22 protein-coding genes and 1 pseudogene are annotated in these 17,533 nt (G+C 35.6%); 9 read left to right on the plus strand and 14 right to left on the minus strand.

Annotated features, from left to right (window positions below; all coding sequences use genetic code 11):
- Positions 1 to 24: 24 nt before the first annotated feature.
- Positions 25 to 1,071 (plus strand): 2,3-butanediol dehydrogenase, encoded by a 1,047-nt coding sequence (locus tag ACN6NE_RS01260; RefSeq protein WP_129703136.1) that lies wholly within the window; start codon positions 25 to 27, stop codon positions 1,069 to 1,071.
- Between the two features lie 337 nt (positions 1,072 to 1,408).
- Here the strand turns inward: ACN6NE_RS01260 and ACN6NE_RS01265 are convergent, their stop codons facing one another.
- From ACN6NE_RS01265 to ACN6NE_RS01285, 5 genes are all read right to left on the minus strand, one after another.
- Complete coding sequence (locus ACN6NE_RS01265; RefSeq protein WP_474324159.1) at positions 1,409 to 1,618, minus strand: hypothetical protein; 210 nt, start codon at positions 1,616 to 1,618, stop codon at positions 1,409 to 1,411.
- A gap of 242 nt (positions 1,619 to 1,860) precedes the next feature.
- Entirely contained in the window at positions 1,861 to 2,166 is a 306-nt protein-coding gene (locus tag ACN6NE_RS01270; protein WP_129703140.1) for a hypothetical protein, read from the minus strand.
- Positions 2,167 to 2,640: 474 nt separating this feature from the next.
- Positions 2,641 to 2,880, minus strand: coding sequence for a hypothetical protein (locus ACN6NE_RS01275; RefSeq protein WP_129703142.1), 240 nt, complete (start codon positions 2,878 to 2,880; stop codon positions 2,641 to 2,643).
- 55 nt (positions 2,881 to 2,935) lie between these two features.
- Entirely contained in the window at positions 2,936 to 3,700 is a 765-nt protein-coding gene (gene yidC / locus ACN6NE_RS01280) for a membrane protein insertase YidC (RefSeq protein WP_474324162.1), read from the minus strand.
- A 21-nt stretch (positions 3,701 to 3,721) separates the two neighbouring features.
- The gene (locus tag ACN6NE_RS01285; protein WP_129703145.1) at positions 3,722 to 4,012 is read right to left on the minus strand and encodes a hypothetical protein; all 291 of its coding nucleotides are present in this window, start codon (positions 4,010 to 4,012) and stop codon (positions 3,722 to 3,724) included.
- A 283-nt stretch (positions 4,013 to 4,295) separates the two neighbouring features.
- Between ACN6NE_RS01285 and ACN6NE_RS01290 the strand changes: the two genes are divergently transcribed.
- Together ACN6NE_RS01290 and ACN6NE_RS01295 are read left to right on the plus strand one after the other, a co-directional pair.
- Complete coding sequence (locus ACN6NE_RS01290; RefSeq protein ID WP_129703148.1) at positions 4,296 to 4,571, plus strand: DUF4190 domain-containing protein; 276 nt, start codon at positions 4,296 to 4,298, stop codon at positions 4,569 to 4,571.
- 466 nt (positions 4,572 to 5,037) lie between these two features.
- Positions 5,038 to 5,340 (plus strand): TM2 domain-containing protein, encoded by a 303-nt coding sequence (locus ACN6NE_RS01295; RefSeq protein ID WP_129703150.1) that lies wholly within the window; start codon positions 5,038 to 5,040, stop codon positions 5,338 to 5,340.
- A gap of 251 nt (positions 5,341 to 5,591) precedes the next feature.
- Here the strand turns inward: ACN6NE_RS01295 and ACN6NE_RS01300 are convergent, their stop codons facing one another.
- Positions 5,592 to 5,849, minus strand: a complete 258-nt coding sequence (locus tag ACN6NE_RS01300) for a hypothetical protein (RefSeq protein WP_474324163.1) — start codon at positions 5,847 to 5,849, stop codon at positions 5,592 to 5,594.
- A gap of 295 nt (positions 5,850 to 6,144) precedes the next feature.
- On the opposite strand from ACN6NE_RS01300, the gene ACN6NE_RS01305 reads away from it, so the two are divergent.
- Entirely contained in the window at positions 6,145 to 6,345 is a 201-nt protein-coding gene (locus ACN6NE_RS01305; RefSeq protein ID WP_129703154.1) for a hypothetical protein, read from the plus strand.
- A gap of 62 nt (positions 6,346 to 6,407) precedes the next feature.
- On the opposite strand, the gene ACN6NE_RS01310 is transcribed toward ACN6NE_RS01305, so the two are convergent.
- Positions 6,408 to 6,905: a hypothetical protein gene (locus ACN6NE_RS01310; RefSeq protein ID WP_474324321.1), complete on the minus strand. Its 498-nt coding sequence runs from the start codon at positions 6,903 to 6,905 to the stop codon at positions 6,408 to 6,410.
- Between the two features lie 114 nt (positions 6,906 to 7,019).
- Between ACN6NE_RS01310 and ACN6NE_RS01315 the strand changes: the two genes are divergently transcribed.
- The gene (locus ACN6NE_RS01315; protein WP_165351627.1) at positions 7,020 to 7,190 is read left to right on the plus strand and encodes a hypothetical protein; all 171 of its coding nucleotides are present in this window, start codon (positions 7,020 to 7,022) and stop codon (positions 7,188 to 7,190) included.
- A gap of 14 nt (positions 7,191 to 7,204) precedes the next feature.
- Positions 7,205 to 7,978: a Cof-type HAD-IIB family hydrolase gene (locus ACN6NE_RS01320; RefSeq protein ID WP_474324164.1), complete on the plus strand. Its 774-nt coding sequence runs from the start codon at positions 7,205 to 7,207 to the stop codon at positions 7,976 to 7,978.
- A gap of 26 nt (positions 7,979 to 8,004) precedes the next feature.
- On the opposite strand, the gene ACN6NE_RS01325 is transcribed toward ACN6NE_RS01320, so the two are convergent.
- The 3 genes from ACN6NE_RS01325 to ACN6NE_RS01335 all read right to left on the minus strand — a co-directional run bounded on the left by ACN6NE_RS01325 (position 8,005) and on the right by ACN6NE_RS01335 (position 10,859).
- Complete coding sequence (locus ACN6NE_RS01325) at positions 8,005 to 8,370, minus strand: cupin domain-containing protein (protein WP_474324165.1); 366 nt, start codon at positions 8,368 to 8,370, stop codon at positions 8,005 to 8,007.
- A 31-nt stretch (positions 8,371 to 8,401) separates the two neighbouring features.
- Positions 8,402 to 9,652, minus strand: a complete 1,251-nt coding sequence (locus ACN6NE_RS01330) for an erythromycin esterase family protein (protein WP_474324167.1) — start codon at positions 9,650 to 9,652, stop codon at positions 8,402 to 8,404.
- Between the two features lie 136 nt (positions 9,653 to 9,788).
- Positions 9,789 to 10,859 carry a beta-carotene 15,15'-monooxygenase gene (locus ACN6NE_RS01335; protein WP_474324169.1) on the minus strand — a complete coding sequence of 357 codons (1,071 nt, stop codon included), beginning with the start codon at positions 10,857 to 10,859 and terminating at the stop codon, positions 9,789 to 9,791.
- A 238-nt stretch (positions 10,860 to 11,097) separates the two neighbouring features.
- Between ACN6NE_RS01335 and ACN6NE_RS01340 the strand changes: the two are divergent.
- A pseudogene (locus tag ACN6NE_RS01340) lies at positions 11,098 to 11,399 on the plus strand (hypothetical protein).
- Positions 11,400 to 11,853: 454 nt separating this feature from the next.
- On the opposite strand, the gene ACN6NE_RS01345 reads toward ACN6NE_RS01340, so the two are convergent.
- Complete coding sequence (locus ACN6NE_RS01345; RefSeq protein ID WP_129703166.1) at positions 11,854 to 12,180, minus strand: antibiotic biosynthesis monooxygenase family protein; 327 nt, start codon at positions 12,178 to 12,180, stop codon at positions 11,854 to 11,856.
- A gap of 223 nt (positions 12,181 to 12,403) precedes the next feature.
- On the opposite strand from ACN6NE_RS01345, the gene ACN6NE_RS01350 reads away from it, so the two are divergent.
- Together ACN6NE_RS01350 and ACN6NE_RS01355 are read left to right on the plus strand one after the other, a co-directional pair.
- Positions 12,404 to 13,243 carry a hypothetical protein gene (locus tag ACN6NE_RS01350; RefSeq protein ID WP_474324171.1) on the plus strand — a complete coding sequence of 280 codons (840 nt, stop codon included), beginning with the start codon at positions 12,404 to 12,406 and terminating at the stop codon, positions 13,241 to 13,243.
- 275 nt (positions 13,244 to 13,518) lie between these two features.
- Positions 13,519 to 14,385 (plus strand): alpha/beta fold hydrolase, encoded by an 867-nt coding sequence (locus ACN6NE_RS01355; RefSeq protein ID WP_474324172.1) that lies wholly within the window; start codon positions 13,519 to 13,521, stop codon positions 14,383 to 14,385.
- A gap of 236 nt (positions 14,386 to 14,621) precedes the next feature.
- On the opposite strand, the gene ACN6NE_RS01360 is transcribed toward ACN6NE_RS01355, so the two are convergent.
- From ACN6NE_RS01360 to ACN6NE_RS01370, 3 genes are read right to left on the minus strand one after another with little or no spacing between them, the layout of a single operon-like run.
- Complete coding sequence (locus tag ACN6NE_RS01360; RefSeq protein WP_474324174.1) at positions 14,622 to 16,085, minus strand: sensor histidine kinase; 1,464 nt, start codon at positions 16,083 to 16,085, stop codon at positions 14,622 to 14,624.
- On the minus strand, positions 16,073 to 16,750 hold the full coding sequence (locus ACN6NE_RS01365; protein ID WP_129703174.1) for a response regulator transcription factor: 678 nt from the start codon (positions 16,748 to 16,750) through the stop codon (positions 16,073 to 16,075). Before ACN6NE_RS01365 ends, ACN6NE_RS01360 begins: the two co-directional genes overlap by 13 nt.
- Before the next feature lie 7 nt (positions 16,751 to 16,757).
- Positions 16,758 to 17,531, minus strand: coding sequence for an ABC transporter permease (locus ACN6NE_RS01370; protein ID WP_129703177.1), 774 nt, complete (start codon positions 17,529 to 17,531; stop codon positions 16,758 to 16,760).
- Between the last annotated feature and the right edge of the window lie 2 nt (positions 17,532 to 17,533).

The raw sequence follows: 17,533 nt of genomic DNA on the forward strand, positions 1-17,533 counted from the left end.
AAATGACACAAGGAGATGTAGTATATGAAGGCGCTAAGATGGCATAATCAAAAAGATATTCGTCTTGAAGAAATAAATGAACCGGTTGTACAGGCTGGTCAGGTAAAAATGAAAGTTAAATGGTGTGGAATTTGCGGTAGTGATTTGCATGAATACTTAGGCGGTCCCATCTTTATTCCAGTTGATAAACCGCACCCTCTCACTAATGAGGTTGCTCCAGTGACGCTTGGACATGAATTCTCAGGTGAAGTAGTAGAGGTTGGAGAAGGTGTAACTCATTATAAAGTGGGTGATCGTGTGGTAGTTGAGCCAATCTTTGCTACACATGGACATCAAGGTGCTTATAACCTAGATGAACAAATGGGATTCTTAGGTTTAGCCGGAGGCGGTGGAGGTCTTAGTGAATATGTTGCGGTAGACGAAGAACTTTTATTCAAACTTCCAGATGATTTATCTTATGAACAAGGTGCTCTAGTAGAACCAGCGGCAGTAGCTCTTTATGCAGTACGTTCAAGTAAAGTAAAAGCAGGAGACAAAGTTGCTGTATTTGGATGTGGCCCCATTGGACTTCTTGTCATTGAAGCGTTGAAAGCAGCAGGTGCAACCGATATTTATGCAGTGGAATTATCTCCAGAAAGACAAGCGAAAGCAGAAGAATTAGGAGCAATCATCATTAATCCTGCTGAAGTTAAAGATACGGTAGCTGAAATTGCTAGATTAACTGACGGTGGCGTAGATGTATCATTTGAAGTAACAGGCGTACCTATCGTATTACGTCAAGCAATCCAGTCTACAGGAATTGGTGGAGAAACTATTATCGTTAGCATATGGGAAAAAGGAGCAGAAATTCTACCAAATGATATTGTAATTAAAGAACGAACTGTTAAAGGAATCATTGGCTATCGTAACGTGTTCCCAGCGGTATTATCTCTTATGCAAAAAGGCTACTTCTCAGCCGAAAAGTTAGTAACGAAAAAGATAGCTCTAGACGATGTAATTGAAGAAGGATTCGAAAGCCTGATTAAGGAAAAAAACCAAGTTAAAATTTTGGTTGAATCAGAACAGCGATAATAAGGATTTCTCTAAGCCACTGATAGTAATTAGTGGCTTTTCAGCTCTTTAATAGGCTTCAGCCGAGATATGTGCAGAGTTCCATCAACATAATTTGACAGTGTAGAAGAATTAACGAGTGAACTTCAGGACTATGCCCGTTGATTTAATTACATTCGAATCCATGAGATGCTTAGTTACATGAATTTCATAGATTACAGACTTTAACACCTAAAAAATTTGTTTCATCTAATACTAAAATATCAATAGGTTAGTTCATGAGGACCAGACAGATATAAAATACACATGCCCCCCTTTTCCAACAAAATAAAGAACTAGGGGCCATTCCGTAAACAACTTAGCTATGAAACTTTTTATTTTCTTTGTTCTTTTGGTACTCTACAAAAAATGAGACTGGAACTGCACCAATACCTATACCTATTGAAATAAACAGCGCCTGGTTCAGCTGAAAACTCGCATTTTCTGCTGCTTTACTATAAATCATAAAACATACAAAGCTTAAAAATCCTATGGCAAAAGGAATGAGTGCATGCTTGTACCATTTCATTGTATTAATGTCCCCTCTTTTATAACAGGATAAAGTTAGAACAACCCCCAGCTTCCAAGCTTATGAATATTGCCAAATTATCACATCTCCTTTTTCTTCCTTTTCCTTCTTTTCTTCTTGTTAAACAAATTTAGCCAAATAGTCAGCAGCGCCTCTCCGGAACATAAGAGTCCTTTTGAAATCATACAAAAATAAAAAAAGCAGGATTTCTCCTGCCTTTTTGCATATGTAATTCCTCTTCACTATGTCAACTCAGCGCTTTTAGCGAGCATAAAAGCAGAGATATAAAACAAAACAATAAATAAAGAAGCGGCATGTAACAGTAAAAAAAGAAATTTTTGACCGCCTTTAATGAAGAGCGAATAAATCATTCCTAGGATTGTTACTAAGATTAAAAGTGCCGCTGCTATTTTGATTAGTGTAGCAAATACATTCCCCGCAAATACAATTGACGGAATAAAAGACGCTACAATAATGATATACAAAATCAGTGTAGCAATAAAAGCGGTTTTTGATACGTTTGAAGCATGTTTAAACAAATTCCCCATATAATCTCCTTTCTCATTTTGAAACTGCATCTTTTACTATAATACATGTGTATAGAGGACACAATTAACTTTTGTGAAAACCTTAATAAGTTAAGCTTGATTACCAATAATATCGGCTATATTTTTGGGATCTTGCTTGCTTAGTTTATCAAATGTTGTAGCTGTTTTTTTGTTTGAATTATTTGTTGATAAATAGCCTTGAAGAACGCTTTTTAGTCTTTACTTCAAAATCAATTCACACTAAAATTCTCTCTTCCGGTAGATAGACAGCGCAATAAAGTAAGAAGCAATATACATTATCATCCCAAAAAGAGTATATAAGATAGAAACATGCAAAGAAGAAGCGATCGGTAAGCTTGATGCCGCTAATATCTCGACTAAATAGCCAACAGCTCCCTGTACTATTCTTGCCTGACCTATTTAGCGAAATCACAAATAAAAAAAGGATCTCCTATAAAAGATCCTTTTCCTTCACTATAATTGATGACCCTGCTTTTTTTCTTTTTCACTTAATACGTAGTCCGTTATAAAACCAACAATAAGTCCAATAGCTACTGGTATTAAACCGCCTTTTGCTTCCATTTGAAAATTTTCCGGTTCATTTACATAAATCCACTGAACTGAAAGCAACGAAATATGAAATGTATTGCCGATAAAAAATAAAATTGCTATGGTGCCAATTGTTACGCCGAATGAAATGATATATTTCTTCACCGTACCCCTCCTTTCACTAAAAGGCTGCTCCTAGCAGAGCAACCTTTTAATTTCTTTATTTTGCTTCAAGCGCTACTTTTTCTTGAAAAACCTTCTTTAATACAAAAGACTGAAAAATCATAAACAAACTGCCCGTCATCCAGTATAAAACAAGACCAGATGGTGAAAATATTCCAAATGAAAGCACCATGATGGGCGAAAGAATTCGAGATAACACTGCGGGCGATTGATTCATTCCTTCTACATCCTTTTGCATGACTTTTGACTGCAAGTACGTAGCAACTGCGGCTGCGATTGGAAGAATAAAATACGGATCTGCATGTCCTAAGGCAAGCCACAAAAAAGATGATGCGCTAATTTCATCTATTCGTCTAATTGCGTAGTACACGATTGAAAAGACAGGAAGCTGAACAAGTAAAGGAAGGCATCCCATAAGAGGATTGGCTCCATTTTCTTTAAGCAGTTCCATCATTTCACGCTGATATTGCTGCTGACTCTCAGGATCTTTATCTTTGTACTTATCTTTTAGCTGTTGAAGCTGAGGCTGGATACGTTTATTGCTCAGCTGATTTTTATATTGAAGAATGTTTAAAGGCGCCAGCAGCATACGTACGCCAACCGTCACAAGCATAATTGAAAAACCAATACTTTGATGAAGCCACGTATTTCCTATAAACAAAATGAGTAGTGAAAAAGGATAAATAAAATAGTGATCAAAAAAGTGAGTGTGCGAACTTTGAATAACGTTTGCTGAATCACAGCCGGCAAGTAGAAAAATGGAAACAAAAATAAAGAAAAGCTTCTTTTTATGTTTTAACATTTATATTCCTCCAGTATTTTTTTAGTTAAACGAAAAAAATACTGGCGAATGCGGACCTTCATCATCTTGTTCACCTATTGCTTCTTGTCTGTGAACAGAATATATAAATTTAAATTTGTAATACACGCAGCATATGAGATTCTGAACGCGTAAAAGATTCACGTTTTGTATAAGATACATGTCCTTTTGCTGCAGACAAACATGCTTATGTATTGTTTGAAACGTAGCTAGTTTAATAGCAGCATGCACAAAGAATGCCGTCATAATCGCAAATGATAAATACAGAAAAGCATCCGGTATAAACAATTCCATTTATTCACATCCTTATGGATTATTGTATCATATTTCCCTTAATTTAGGTTAAATGTTTTGTGAAGCAGTTTTAATCTAAGGTAGCCCACAAAACCGATTTCCTTATAGGAGTCAAAAAAGTAGGTTTCTTTTTGTACATGTCATTATACGTTTGATGAAATGACGTATAGAAAATATACTGGGACACATATAATTCTAAAAATTTCTACTTTTATTAATAAAAAGGATATTATTCCTTTTTATGGTATAATCAAAAAAATATAATTCATAGGGAGTGAATCTATTGGAAACTAATACAAAACCTCAAATAAACACCCACTCTATTGTTTCTCTAACTCTAGGTATCCTGTCCATTTTTATTCCAATCATCGGGTTTATTACAGGTATTATCGGCATTATCCTCTACAAAAAAGCATCAAACGAAATAGCTGCTACCAATCAAGGCGGTAAAGGACTCGCAATTGCCGGACTGATCTGCAGTATAGTAGGCGTGATTTCTCAGCTGTTCTTTGTATTAGGGATTATTACGTTTGTATTTGCGGGGACGACTGTAGACTAAAATGACTTACTTTTTATCACGAGTGGCGAAAAGAAACGTACGAAGATAATGATCTTACATAAGGTTATTAGTATTTCTACATTAGATGCATACTACTAGCTTTAAAAAGCCTAGAAACATAGTGTTTCTAGGTTTTTTGACTATTTATCTATATCGTCTAGCAGAAAAAGCTGTGATAACTGAAAACTAGATATTTATTTGTTTAAAGAAGAGTAAAGAAAGACTTCAAAAATGTTAATTAGAGCTTATTCATTTCTTTACGTTCAGCCATACTCCCCTCTTTTCGTACATAACGACGTGCACGAAAACCATTTAATAGTAAGAAAGCGTTTATATAGGAACAAATTGTTACATTAGAAGAGTATAATACACCATATGGAAATTAATTGAGTCTCGAGTCACCTATATGTGGTATATTATTACTCGTTGAAAAAATATATATATAAATATTCGGGGGAAGTAAAATTTGAAGAACTTACTAGCAAAGAAAGATTTAACAGCCGAGCAACTAGCAATGGTTCAATCAGAAATGAATAAAAAAAGTAAATCAAAAGGAATTGCTTATGCTTTATGGTTCTTTCTAGGTGGCCTAGGCGGACACCGTTACTATGCAGGAAACATCGGAATGGCAATTGCAATGACTTTAACGCTTGGTGGATTCGGAATCTGGGCCTTCATTGATGTGTTTATGATTGGCGGAGCAATTGAAAAGAAAAACGAAGAGATTGAATTTGAAGCTATTCAATTAGTGAAAACGCTAAATAACTAATTAGAGGCGCACTAGCTCTCTTTTTTTAATAGATCAATATATTTAAATTGAGTTCATGTAAATATAATAATAGAGTAAACATCACAAAGAACAAACGGCAGCTGCTGTTTGTTCTTTTTATATGCTATTAAGAAAATTCATCATTAAAAATCCTCTGCAACGGCTACTCTGTTTGCGTACGAGTAAGTAAACTGCAAGAGTTCTTGTCCATATCGATTCATAATTTCATCGTTGTACTTCTTATGTACGTGCTACGAGAAAAGGTAGCCGGTAAAGAGAATAAACCCTGTAACGAAGATTAATACACCGCTAATTACCACTGTTAGAATACTTCTCAGAGCCGATGTCCAATTGCTTATTCCAAAGAATCCTGCGATGCTGATGAAAAATAGCATAATTGCTAAACATAAATTTATATTCAATAATGATGAATGATAAAATGCGATGAAAAAGAACACGACGCATAGTAATGCACAGATAAATGACCAAAAGTTGATAATTCGTGCCACTTTAACTAACCTCCCTTATCTATAAAATAAACATATTACCTTTTAAATCTCAGTGATTATAATACCTTTGCTTCTTTTACTACATCCAATACTGTCATAGCTGCCTTTAAAGAAGAGCTATACTATACGCTATGGATTTCACCATAATAAGGTAGTTAATACTAAACCGTTAACTACCTTATATAAAAACTCCCCATAGATTTCATAGAAGTTTTATCGTTTTGTAATTAATTGGATAATAAGGTATATTGTTATAAATAGGAAATCACTTTATAAACTGAAAGCGAGGATACATATGGGCTTATTAATAATTGCTGTTATTATCACATTATCTGTCATTTTGGATTACTTCATCTTTGACCATGATGATAAGCATTGGGGCTGGCTAAAAAAAGCTTCTAAACCAGTTAGAAGAAGTGTTATCGGCTGCTACTTGCTTATGTCATTTGTTATTTACGTTGGTTTAAGCCTTCCATATATCAAGCCTTTTTTATAAATATCAGTCTGCCTAAACTGGTTAGCCTATAACTCTTACCCAAAGGTTACAGGCTAACCCACTCATTTCACCACTACTACAAATTGTTTATCTTCAAACTTAAACATTTCCCCTAATTCATAGATGTACTTCTTTTTGTCTAATTTATAATGTTTTCCAAAATACAGGGTTTTTAAGTTAATACTCGTATCTAGACTTGAATCTTTTTCTTCCGCTTCATCACCGTCCAAGCAAGAATATAATTCAATGTGACAGCCCTCCATCAGCTGTTCTTCAATATAAGTAAACAACTCTCTTATTGATTTAGAATGTGCATCACAAGATAATTCGTAGATATAGGGCAAGGTGAATACGTGCTTTATGTCACTGTACCCGTCGGTTAAGTGATTGATACTAATACCGTACGCATCTTCTTCTTTTTCATAGATTGTAATCAGCTTATCTTTCTTTTGATTTCGATTAAAAGGAGAAACTTCGGATAGAGGCATCAGCGTTTCTTTTGTGCCAAAACTTCCTGTAGGCAATTCATAAGGAGAACCTATATAGTGATGTATCGTCATATTCGTCACTTCTCTTTCTCTTTGCTTATGTAAAATACTATTATTCTATCACTCTTAGTAAGAGTACATACAAATACAAGGAAAATATGTATAATAAAACCAGGAGGTGACAACATGAAGAAACTACTGCCTTTTCTATTTTTAGCCGCTCTTTATTGGTATGACTCTTCACACAATCATACTGCTTTTTTACATAAACCGGTTGTTTCTGCATTTTTATATGTAGCTGCTATTTTAATTTGTGCGCTATTGTTTGTAAATGTAAAAAGAGATAAAGCTGTTTAAGCAAGGAGATTACTATGATCTATAAAATTGTATTTTTTGACGTGGACGGCACTCTTACTCATCACGAAAACGGGACTATTTCTAGCAAAACTCGAAAGATTGTAAAAAGCTTAAAGCACAAAGGAGTAAAAGTTGTTGCCGCAACAGGCAGACCTTTATCTCTCTGTGAAGAAATTAGAGAATTAGGCATAGATACGCTTATTACCGCAAACGGAGCGTTTACTGTACATAATGAAGAAGTCATTCATAAGCTGTCCATGGATAAGCACGTCGCGCGCGAAGTCTTTGAATATGCAGCCTCGCAAAATCACGGTCTTTCATTTTATACAAAAGAACTCAGCATGAACGGAATTAAAGATGATAATATTTTAAAAGCACTGAAAGAAACATTATCGCTCAGTGATTACCCTCAAATTAATGAGCGTATTTATGACGAAGATATTTATTTAATGTGTCTGTATGGTGATGATAAAACGGCTGAACAGTATAAACAGCGATTTCCCCAGTTAATGTTTAAAAGATGGCACCCTTTTGTCGTAAGTGTTCTTCAAGAAGAAATTACAAAATCAGTAGCTATTCTGAAGGTCTTAAACTATTTTAACATCCATCAATCCGAGGCTATCGCATTCGGAGACGGAGAAAATGACATCGATATGATAGAGTTAACCGGCCTTGGAATTGCGATGGGCAACGGATCTGATAAGTTAAAAAGCGCCGCAGATTTTGTCACGAAGAAATCGAGTGAAGACGGAATTGAATTTGCTCTCAAAAAATTCAGCATTTTATAAGAAAGCCGCACGCTTGGACAACTTATCTAAGCGTGCTTTTTTCTCTCCATAAATGTTTCAGGATGTAGCTCCTCCGATTGAATAACAATGGCCGTCATGCCGGTTTCACTTCCCGAAGTATGCCATTCTCCTTTTTCCCACAGTGCCGCTTCCCCACTTTTAATCGAAATTCGCTTTTGGTCCTCTCCTGTTACCCACCCTTCACCTTCGACTACGATAAATAGCTGAGAGATAGGAGCTTGATGATGCCCTATCGTTCCTTCTCCGTCTATATACATAAAACCAATGATAGCTGCTTCATTTGTTTGAATCACTTTTACGTAAGTAGCTAAATGCGACTGATATTTTTCTACTTTTTTGCCTTGTTCTTTACTGAATTTATAGATTTTCAATGTGCATACTCCCTTTGGTCATTACGTTTTCTTATTTATTTTTATTGCGTTTAAGATACTCGGGCGGAGAAACAGATTCAACAAGTAAAGCACCGTCTAGCTGGTCACGCGGTACAAATAACGTTGGCATGGTACCACTTTCTAAAAAGATGGTTTTAGTGAATATCCACTTGTTTCCTGAATTTTTTTCAAGCTGTGAGAAATCTGTAAATAAAGCCGGTGACTGCACTTGATGCATATAGTCCTCTAGACTTTTTTTAGGCGGCTTCTCTATTTTATAAGGGTGCCCTGTATCCGTATGTATTTCACCTTCATACATAAATAAGCCCAAGTAATAAGACTGTTCTTTTATTTCATTAGAAACGATTGCTCCTAGTGGTTCAAAGCCTGTAAACGTTTTATATTGTTTAAAAATATGAAGGTTATGTGCCCAGATAATAATCTTTTCATTAGGGTACAGTTCTTGACAAATCCATTCTAAATTTTCCTTCATTCGTTTTTCTCTTACTTTTTTATATGTTCGGTAGTTGTTATGAAAATGTTTTATAAAATACAAGCGATTTTGCAGGCAGCGAAGGATTATTTTAAACTGACGTACAGGCTCTTGATTTTCAAGATTGAAAATGTATTCTTTATGTATAGCTTCTAAGTCTGCTATCACTGCGCTTGCTTTTTCTTTAAACTTTGCAAACTCACGTAGCATTTCTGCTGGAACTTTTTTTCTTCTCGCTTTATATTGCCCTAGTTGGTAGTACCATTTATACGCGCCTGCTTCAATGTATTCTATCTTTTCTATCACGTCTTCAGACACTACGGAACTCAGCTGCTGAACAAATTTTACGAAAAGATCAGGATTAGAAGAAGGATTAATATCTATTCCTATTAAACTTAAATCCGATTTTTTCATTAGCTGAAACAAAGACAGATTTTCTTTTGTTGCCCATAAAGAATAAATCGCGTTTTTTAAAAAGTCTTCATCTGTAAACTCTTCCTTTAACTCATTAGCGCTATGGCATTCCGCTAATCCACTTTCAAATGCCAGTACGGTAAAATTCATTTCTTTATGTAGAAATTCTATTATTTTTGACTTCATCATATTATGTTCTCTTATGTTGTGACCGTTTTCCGCTAACCACACAATTCTCTTATCTTTTACTATATGACGGAGAAATTCAAACTCTTCAGGCATACATTCAGTTGGTTCTCTTAAATGGATTGAGTTTTCAGATAGCCATTCTATAGAGTTTAAATACTTCTCTTTTCCTCTAAAAAAAATTCCCATACCCTATCCCCCTTTGCCGCATTACCTATTACTTCCATCTTACTAAAATACAGCTAACACTTCACTATTTATGTCCAGTAACTGATCATTAGCAAAAAGACCTTATATATCTATAGGGTCCTAGCTTTTTAGAATCTTAGATTAATGCCTTCTGAGCTTTCTCCAAACGTTCTTTAACTATTTTTTTAAACGCATGAGGATCATCTACTCGAATGGCGACCTGCTGACACTTCTTTTTGATTCCCATAAAAAGCGTCGCTTCAATTGGAGACTTTAGTATTAGTAAAAGATCAGGATGAATGGTTTCAAAATCGCGTGCGATAAATTCAATCGTGGTGCTGGGTATTTTTTGTCCTAAGGTGTGAGTGTCTTCAATTATTTCTTCAATATCTTGAAATCGGATTTCCATACGCTTTGCTAAGCCAAACGAAACGTATATGCGGTCGTCTTCAACTCGCAAAGGGTTAAGCCTCAACGCTTGAATGTCTCCTATGAAGAAAACAATGCTATAAATATTAAGGATCAGTAAAACGCCTGAAAGAATGATAGACGTATTGTGCAGCAGCCAGTGAAGCCCTAATGTTTCAATGACAATCGCATGAATAATCATAATTTGAAACCCAATAAAACTGGAGCGTTTATACAGAGTAAACGTATTCCCTTCAGTACTCGGCTGCTTCTTCCACGTTCCAAACGCATAGTAAAACATCAGCATTTCTGAACACAGTATGTGTATAAAAGTTTGTTTGGGGAATCTTTCGTTTAGAGCACGCGAAAAAGAAAATAAAAGCGGCAAAGAGCTTGGTTTGACTCTTTTAAAAATAGGCAATAAATTTTTAGCCAGCATAAACAGCAGTGAAAGTTCGAATAGAATGAGTACCCCTTCTATTCCAACACCTAGCCACATAACCGACTGAAAAGAAGCCAAGTATTCACTCGGAATGATAAAACGCGCAGCAATAAGGCCTGTGGCCATTAATACAATAAAATATTTTACGCTGAACTTACGCTGCCAGGCTAAAAGCAAGAGCGGAGCGACAAGGCTTAAATCTAAAATAGAACCTACTACCACTTCGGTTAGATCAGCAGGCAAAGACTGTAGTCCAAAAGAAGAATGATACAACACGTAATTTGAGCTTATTACTAACAGCAGTAAGAAAAGAGCGACAAAAGAAACTGTTTTTTTATGAAGAACCAAACAACCCACCTCACTTTTAGTTAGTGAAACACAAAATTCCTGTTACTTCCATTTTACCAGTTGAGTTAATTTAAGTCACTTTGTAACATGACTTTGTTTTATAAAACCATTTTAAAGATATCCACTTTTTTATAGCGATTCTTCCATACAAATAATTTACAATGTAAAAAGAGTTTGACATTTTTGGAACTGATGCTACAATAATAAATGTAAAATACTTTTTACATTTATAATAAGGAGGAGTAAAATGGATTGGGTTAAAATTGTGTATTCATTCATCCTGTTAGTTTGCGGAATTTTGATTTTTGTTACCTCATCTTCTCGAAAAGGTGATGAGAGAAGGAAATTTATCAGCACGAAGGCTCAATCATACGCATTTGTGGTAGTTATAGGTATGCTAATTTTAGAAGTTGTAGAGTCCATTTACCGGACTTTCAAGGGAAAAGTTCTTATGATAGCAATGGTATTTCACCGCTAATATTTCTAACGATGATTTCAGTTGTATATTTAATAACGTTTCTCACGTACAGAAAAAAATACGGTGATTAAATGAAATATTTTGTTATAAAATTACGAAGTTCAGCTAATTATTCTAGGTGGAACGATAAATATAGCCTCCCTTATATTAGCTTTTGACACAACCTTTGAATGACATACGACAGTAAATGAGCTTGTTATAAGCGCTTTGATTAAATAGTAATAACTAGACCTCCCACTGAGGTTTTTTTTATGCACTCTTAAACATGTGCTTTGATATTACACTTAAAATAAAACATCTCCCGTAACTAAAATCAGGAGATGATATTATAAACGATGAGTCTATTAGCGTTTTCTTACTACCTATTCTTTTTCTCAATAATTCAATGATTCTACCATTTTGTTTAACAATCGTTCTTAGCTTTGCTTCTAATGAACACAAAGTGATAAAAACGGCTATAAATCCTATAACGCCATAAAACATAACGGCTTCTCCCCTTTTTTAAAACAATCAACCATATACGCCTTACATCTCAAAAAAGCTATGTCTTTCCACTTTACAAACCCTAAGCGAAAAATTTTGATACCATTCGGTTTTCCCTTTGTGCTGTGCTGCGCGGTGAGCTGAGTTTTCTTTCCATATTTTTATTGATTCTAAGGAATCCCAGTATGAAACGGTAATTCCCAAGTCTTGATCTCTGGCACTTTCTATTCCTAAAAAGCCTTTTTGTTTAGATGCAATCTCTACCATTTTGTCTGCCATTATCCCGTAGCCCTTCTCACCTTCCGTTCTTTCAGAAGCAAAAATAACAGCATAATAAGGTGGTTCGGGGGTTTTAGCGATTCCAGCCATATTGATTTCCTCCTTTAGACGTCATATTAATAGTAAAAAAGTATAAGTGCATGGTTATTTGTTTGTTTTTTCTTTTAACAATATTTTTATAAATTCCATTATAATACTTTTTTAGTTTATCTACATAAAATGTAACATTTAATAGTATATAAAGATAAATATTCCATTTATATGATATAGTCTTTATATGTAAGTAATAAACAAATAGAAATGGAGTTTCAACATGAGGAACATAAACAAGATAACAACTGGGACCATTACGATAGCTTTGGCGCTTGGATTAATGGGGTGCAGTCCCACACGTTCAAACAATGACAGCATAGATGGAAGCGAGGCAAAAAAAGAGCTAGCCATAGAGCTGAAATTTTCGCAAAATGAGTCTGAACGCTTAATCAATAAAGACGGAAAGATAGAAGATAAAACGTTGCAAAGCTATAAAAACGATTTTAACCTGCTGTCTGCGTCTATCAATAGTACGTCAAAAATAGAAACGCAAAGTGATAGCGAGCTAAAAGAAAGCATTGCGCAATCAAAAAGAGATGTAGATGCATTAACAGAAAAAGAGTATGTAAAATCTTATAAAAAATTTAATTCAAGCAAGACTATCTATGAAGTTACGCTAATGAACAATATGCATGACATGATAGATGCAACAAAAGATTGGGATGAAGACCATAACGAGTTGGCCTTATTTGATAATAAACATATGCGTTCTTCTAAAGCACAAATAAAAAGAGATATGGGACCTGCGATCGATCATATTAACACCCTATCTAAATATAAAATAGAACTTATGCAAGATGAAATCCAAAAACATCGTGATAGTTATACAAAACTGCAGCTCGAACAATTAAAAAAAGCCACTCATAATTTTGAATTGTCTTTAGACAACCAAATTAAATCTATTCAAGCTTATAAACCTATAGGTGAAGATTATAGTACAAGTAGAGACTTTAGCTATAAAGCATCTGAAAAATATACCAATGGCTGTGTTTACATTACTGACTTTGAATCCAATTTAGGAATTGCCAAAGCCGGTGATTTTAAAAAAAAAGCTCTCTAAAAGTACTTTTAGAGAGCTTTTTTGCTGAATTCATTACAAACGCGAGTTCTTTATTTCTAGCGTTCTATAAATATTTGCTTCTCATGAGCCAGATGAAGCGTCGCGTACACCCTAGGAACATCGAGGTTATATTTCACAAACAATAACCAAAATAAGGGTTTTTAAAGAGCTTTATAGCTCATTTATTACGTAAAGTAACCATATTATTTGATGCATCAACTAATAAAGAGTAAAGTTTTTCTATAATAAAGGTTAAAAGCGAAAGGATGAGTAACATGTTTAAAGATGGTTATGTGAAAGTAAATGATGTAAATCTTCATTACGTAACAAAAGGTGAAGGCGAGCTTATGCTGTTTTTACACGGATTCCCTTACTTTTGGTATACGTGGCACCATCAGTTAGACGAGTTTTCGAAAGATTACCGCGTGGTAGCTGTAGATATGCGAGGCTATAACTTATCAGGTAAGCCAGAAGAAATTTCTTCTTACAGCATGCCTCACTTAATGGAAGATGTAAAACAGCTAATTGAAGCATTTGGTGAAAAAGAATGTGTGCTAGTGGCACACGATTGGGGCGGTGCTGTTGCATGGGCCTTTGCTTATACATATCCGCAGTATGTCAAAAAGTTAGTGATGTTTGATGCACCGCACCCTTACACATTTATAAGAGAGCTTGCTGAAAATCCTGCTCAACGAGAAGCCAGCAGCTATATGAGCTTTTTCCAACAGCCAAATTCTCAAGATGAGCTACTCGCGAATAATAGTGAAAAATTAAGAAAAATGCGGACGGAGCCCGGCATTAAAAAAGGCTATTTAACTAAAGAAGAAGAAGCTAAATACGTAGAGGCGTGGAATCAGCCAAATGCAATGAAATCCATGCTTAACTACTATCGTGCGTCTTCCCTTTATCCATTTGAAGAGCGCGTTCATAAACCTGTAGCTCTGCCGCATAAAGTATTCGAGTCTCCGACTTTAATTGTATGGGGAAATGCGGACGAAGCGTTTGAAAATAGTAATTTAGATGGCATTGAAGAGTACGTTCCAAATGTAACGATCCACCGCTTAGACGGTGTGGGACATGCGCCCCAGCATGAGCAGCCAGAAAAAGTGAATGAATTTATGAGAGAATTTTTAAGCAAATAAACTAGAGAAAGACTGCAAGGTGCGGTATACAACCGCTTTGCAGTCTTTTTTATAGATTATAAAGCATATTATCAACTATTCTTTTCTATTATTGGATTATTTTTCAACGTTTCAATAGAGGTATACCGGGTATGAATTTTACTGTACAGATGCAGTCCCCCCAAAGGAACATGTACATTTCTTTCTTACTTACCCTTTTTGGAACTCTCTTTTTTGAGGGTTCTTTTTTTATGCGTTTACTTTTTTCCCATCGGAAGAACAATCTTAAACAATGCTCCTCCCATCTCTTTATTATCGGCTTTGATGCTTCCTCCATGGTTTTTCACAATGGAATGAGCAATATAAAGGCCTAGCCCCAAGTTTCCGTGGCCGCTTGTTCTCGACGCATCTTCTCTGTAAAACTTTTTAAACAGCTGTTCTTTGTTCGATAACGTAAAGCCGGGGCCCGTATCATGTATTTCAAAGATTACTTCGTTGTGATGAATCATGGTATTCCAAACTATTTCTCCGCGTTCAGGCGTGTAGCGAATACAGTTTGTGATGATATTATCTAACACTTGAGAAATGCGCTGAGGATCTCCGTAAAATGGGTTTGATGCTTCTGCTTCACTAATTGAAGATACAAATGCAATCTCTTTTTTTTGACATAAAAGCTGAAATTCGTTTGCTTTCTCATGAACAAATGTGTTGATATCAATAGGCTCACTCTTTACGGTAAAGCCCGGATTTTCTATGACAGATACTTCTTGCAGCTGATTTAATAGTTGAATCGAACGCTGTGTATTTGTGTAGATCGTATGTAAATATCGATTAAGCCTCTCCGGGTCTTTTTTGCTTCCTTCTACTAAAATTTCGGTGTGACCGTGAATAATCGTAAGAGGCGTTCGTAAATCATGCGCAATCGCAGCCGTCATATCTTTGCGGTCTTCTTCCAGCCTCCACTGTTTAGATAGCGATTCCTTTAATTCTTTTCGCATTTCTTCAAAGGCATGGAGCAGCTGACTCAATTCTTTTGCGTCTTGAGTCACGGACAGCGAAAAATCCAAATTATTATGCTGAATGTTTTTAGCTGCGGTCATCAGCTCGTTAAAAGGTCTTTCAATTTTTTCACTAAATCGTCTTCCAAACAAATAAGCAAACAAGTAAAAGTAAAGAAACGGACTGGCTAGCGATACAAATGTGACAAGCGCAACGATCCATTTAATATTCGGATTAGTAGAGGCCATATTTAATTGATATCTTAGCGCAATCGCTCCGTTTACTTCGTCTTTTGAATTAAAAAGCGGATAAACTTTTATAATATATTTACCTGAATGGATATTTGTATTGACCTGAGAATAAAGATCCCGTTTATTTTTTATGTATGAAGTGGACATGGATCCATACACGATTTGCCCTTTTTTATTTATAATTTGATAATCCATTCCTTCTAGCGGAATAACAGATTCTACTTGATTTTTAGCATCTTTAGAAAGAAGCGCATCATCTTTTTTATTCACAAACTGCAGAATATCAGGAATCTGTTTTTCATAGTAATTTGCTGGATGTAGTGCTCCCGGCATAAGAACCCAGTTCACCGTGATGACAATGCCCCATGTTAAAAGCGTAGCGAGCAGGCTATACAGCAAGATCAAATGAAACGATAAAACAAACTGCGCTTTTAACGTTGCCCGGTTCATCCATTTTTTTATTTTACCCATTTGTAGCCAATGCCCCAAACGGTTGAGATGTAAGGCGTTTCGTCATATTTTAATAGTTTTGCTCTAATTTTTTTTACGTGTTCCGTAATGGTAGACGAATCTCCTTCCGCGTCGTAGCCCCACACTTTTTCATACAGCTGCTCACGTGTGAATACCTGTCCTGGATGAAGAGCTAAAAAATGAAGAATCTCAAATTCTCTCGAAGTAAACGAAATCACTTCATTGCTATGTAAAATTTGATAGCCGTTTAAATCAATGGTTAACTCTCCAAAGTGAAGCCTGTTATAGGAATTATTGCTAATTCTCTGCTCTCGGCGCAGATGGGCATAAATGCGGGCCTTCAGTTCCTTCATGCTAAAAGGCTTAACTAAATAATCATCTCCACCCACTAATAGCCCTTTTACACGGTCCTGCTCCGTTTGTTTGGCGCTTAAAAAGATGATGGGGCATGATATGCTTTTTCGGATCAGTTCACAAAGAGCAAAGCCGTCCATGCCTGGCATCATCACATCCAGCACAATTAAGTCTGGATTTATTTTTAACTTTTTTAACGCTTCCTGCCCTTCGTAAGCGAACAGCACCTCATATCCTTCATCTTGCAGCGCATCTTTCATAAATGAAATAATGTCTTTTTCATCATCCACTAGTAAAATTGTTTGATTCATCTCCAGTTCACCCTACCCATTCTTTCTTTTTCCATACGAATAGGTTTATTATAAGGCTAATGATTAAAATTGGAAATAATAGGTTTACTAAAAATTCAGAGTTCGAGCTGCTTAATTCATGAAAAACAGAATCGGTTACAGAGAAAAAGAAGCTTAGTTTATCTGACACATACACACTTCCAATTAAAGCACCAATGGTTGCTACGTAAGATAAAATGGAATTAGGCATTAGGACACTCAGGATACTCCCGATACTAATAACCGCTATAAAGATACAAAAACAAATGCCATAAAATTTTAGCGAATATAGGAATGCTCCAACAGTTCCTACAGTCTGTCCTCCTAAAAACGTTGTTTCATTCACATGAGGCATAGCTACTTTTCCAACAACCGTCCCCACTACCCAAGTCATGCTAAGAAGAAGAAAGACTAGCAAACATTGAACGGTCCATTTTACAAAAAACAGCTTTACACGATGATGCGGTCGAATTAATACCATGCGCAGAGCTCCCGACGTGTACTCGCTGTTAAAGCTATCTGCCACAAACATAGGAATGATAATAAACGTAATAACAAACGACAGCTCTCGAAGAAACAAAGGCGCGGAATTTAAAGAATCAATTTTCACGTCATGGTCTGCATCGAAAAACGAAGTGCCTCCCATTCGAAATAAAAAGAACCAAATAAAAGCAAGTAACCCTGCGTACACGGCTAATACAGCCGCTGTTTTCTTTCGTTTAAACGTTCGCTCTAATTCACTGATAAAAAGTCCTGTCATCATGT

The organism is Priestia sp. 53B2 (assembly GCF_056099005.1).

Excerpts from the sequence above, each read along its gene's own strand:
- ACN6NE_RS01260 (WP_129703136.1), top strand. The coding sequence starts at position 25 with ATGAAGGCGCTAAGATGGCATAATCAAAAAGATATTCGTCTTGAAGAA.
- ACN6NE_RS01265 (WP_474324159.1), bottom strand. The coding sequence starts at position 1,618 with ATGAAATGGTACAAGCATGCACTCATTCCTTTTGCCATAGGATTTTTA.
- ACN6NE_RS01270 (WP_129703140.1), bottom strand. The coding sequence starts at position 2,166 with ATGGGGAATTTGTTTAAACATGCTTCAAACGTATCAAAAACCGCTTTT.
- yidC (WP_474324162.1), bottom strand. The coding sequence starts at position 3,700 with ATGTTAAAACATAAAAAGAAGCTTTTCTTTATTTTTGTTTCCATTTTT.
- ACN6NE_RS01285 (WP_129703145.1), bottom strand. The coding sequence starts at position 4,012 with ATGGAATTGTTTATACCGGATGCTTTTCTGTATTTATCATTTGCGATT.
- ACN6NE_RS01305 (WP_129703154.1), top strand. The coding sequence starts at position 6,145 with ATGGGCTTATTAATAATTGCTGTTATTATCACATTATCTGTCATTTTG.
- ACN6NE_RS01310 (WP_474324321.1), bottom strand. The coding sequence starts at position 6,905 with ATGACGATACATCACTATATAGGTTCTCCTTATGAATTGCCTACAGGA.
- ACN6NE_RS01315 (WP_165351627.1), top strand. The coding sequence starts at position 7,020 with ATGAAGAAACTACTGCCTTTTCTATTTTTAGCCGCTCTTTATTGGTAT.
- ACN6NE_RS01320 (WP_474324164.1), top strand. The coding sequence starts at position 7,205 with ATGATCTATAAAATTGTATTTTTTGACGTGGACGGCACTCTTACTCAT.
- ACN6NE_RS01330 (WP_474324167.1), bottom strand. The coding sequence starts at position 9,652 with ATGGGAATTTTTTTTAGAGGAAAAGAGAAGTATTTAAACTCTATAGAA.
- ACN6NE_RS01345 (WP_129703166.1), bottom strand. The coding sequence starts at position 12,180 with ATGGCTGGAATCGCTAAAACCCCCGAACCACCTTATTATGCTGTTATT.
- ACN6NE_RS01350 (WP_474324171.1), top strand. The coding sequence starts at position 12,404 with ATGAGGAACATAAACAAGATAACAACTGGGACCATTACGATAGCTTTG.
- ACN6NE_RS01355 (WP_474324172.1), top strand. The coding sequence starts at position 13,519 with ATGTTTAAAGATGGTTATGTGAAAGTAAATGATGTAAATCTTCATTAC.
- ACN6NE_RS01360 (WP_474324174.1), bottom strand. The coding sequence starts at position 16,085 with ATGGGTAAAATAAAAAAATGGATGAACCGGGCAACGTTAAAAGCGCAG.
- ACN6NE_RS01365 (WP_129703174.1), bottom strand. The coding sequence starts at position 16,750 with ATGAATCAAACAATTTTACTAGTGGATGATGAAAAAGACATTATTTCA.
- ACN6NE_RS01370 (WP_129703177.1), bottom strand. The coding sequence starts at position 17,531 with ATGATGACAGGACTTTTTATCAGTGAATTAGAGCGAACGTTTAAACGA.